This is a genomic window from Saccharomonospora iraqiensis subsp. paurometabolica YIM 90007 (genome assembly GCF_000231035.2).
Taxonomy (GTDB): domain Bacteria; phylum Actinomycetota; class Actinomycetes; order Mycobacteriales; family Pseudonocardiaceae; genus Saccharomonospora; species Saccharomonospora paurometabolica.
In genome coordinates this window covers 81,134-82,474 of record NZ_KI912236.1, presented here as the reverse complement: position 1 = coordinate 82,474, position 1,341 = coordinate 81,134, and the positions used below count along the sequence as shown (strand labels likewise).

Sequence of the window (1,341 nt, the reverse complement as noted above, 5' to 3'; positions counted from 1 at the left end):
CCGCCCGGACGGCCTCCGGGCCCGGCCGTCCGGGGCCCGCGTCGTGCTCCAGCGGCTCGGGCATCCCGCCCGCCAACCACGCCGCCGAGCCCAGTTCGTTCACCAGGACGTGCGCGTTGCGGGGCGCGAGGAACCGGTCTCCGCGACGCAGCTGCAGCGACAGCGCGAGCACGTTGGCCATCGTGCCGCTCGGGGTCCACAGCGCGGCGGGCTTGCCGAGCACCTCGGCCGCGCGCTCCTCCAACCGCCGGATCGTCGGGTCGACGTCGATGACGTTGTCGCCGACCTCCGCCTCGGCCATCGCCGACCGCATGGCGTCGTCCGGGCGGGTCAGGGTGTCGGAACGGAAGTCGAGCGGCGTCGCTGCGTGTCCGGTCGCGTCAGAGGTCACGATCAGATCACATCACACTCCCCGTTCACCTCACAACGACCCTCCGTCCGGTGGATCGTTGACCACCGTGCAACCGTGAGGCGGGGCCGTTCCGTCCTCACCGTCGACAACACGACCGACCGGAGCTCACCCGCGTGGATCACCATGAGGATCAGGAGTTCGCGGAGTACTTCGCCGCCAGGCGGGACTCCGTACGCCGGACGGCCTACCTGCTGTGCGGCGACTGGCACCGTGCCGACGACCTCGCGCAGACGGCGTTCATCGCGCTGCACCGGCGCTGGACCCGGATCCGGGACCGGTCCGCGGTGGATGCCTACCTGCGCAAGACGCTGGTACGGGCCGCGATCGACGAGTCCCGCAGGCCGTGGCGCCGGGAGCGGCAGACCGACGAGCCGCCGGAACCCCGGCGTCCGGGCGGGACGGCGCACGGGACGGACACGTCCGGTTCGCTGGCCGAACGGGTGGCCCTGCGGGAGGACCTGCTGGTCGCGTTGCGGCAGGTGCCGCCGAGGCAGCGGGCCGTGCTGGTGCTGCGCTACTTCGACGGGCTGGACGTGAGCGGGGTGGCCCGGGCGCTCGGGTGCGGCGAGGGCAACGTCAAGAGCCAGACCGCCCGTGGCCTGGCGAACCTGCGTGCGGCACTCGGTGAGGAGGTGGAGACCGGTGGACGAGGATGAGCTGGGGCGGAGGCTGCGCGCCGCGAGTGATCAGCCGCCCGCGGCGTCGTTCAGCGTCGACGAGGTCACCCGCGCCTCCCGCCGGATCACCCGGCGCAGACGGACGGCACTGGCCTCGGCGGCGGGCGCCGTGGTGGTGCTCGCCGGCGGTGGCGTCGTCGTCTCCTCCCTGCCGGGAGGTGCGCCGACGACGGCGAGCGATCCGGGAGCGTCCGTGCTCACGGGTCCGGAGGGGACCGGCACCGGTGGCTCCGGGACGGTCGGGCCGGACCC

Annotated in this window: 2 protein-coding genes and 1 pseudogene; 2 read left to right on the top strand and 1 reads right to left on the bottom strand. The window is 73.8% G+C overall.

All coding sequences use genetic code 11. The annotated features are described in order from the left end of the window. The coding region (locus SACPADRAFT_RS27315) for a beta-eliminating lyase-related protein (RefSeq protein ID WP_233357168.1) at nucleotides 1-313 on the bottom strand (313 nt) is incomplete at its 3' end. Between the two features lie 212 nt (nucleotides 314-525). On the opposite strand from SACPADRAFT_RS27315, the gene SACPADRAFT_RS0212005 reads away from it, so the two are divergent. Beyond that, nucleotides 526-1,068, top strand: a complete 543-nt coding sequence (locus tag SACPADRAFT_RS0212005) for a SigE family RNA polymerase sigma factor (protein WP_007027638.1) — start codon at nucleotides 526-528, stop codon at nucleotides 1,066-1,068. Further along, nucleotides 1,055-1,341, top strand: a pseudogene (locus SACPADRAFT_RS32775) (hypothetical protein); the annotation flags it as partial. The gene SACPADRAFT_RS0212005 and the pseudogene SACPADRAFT_RS32775, both read left to right, overlap by 14 nt.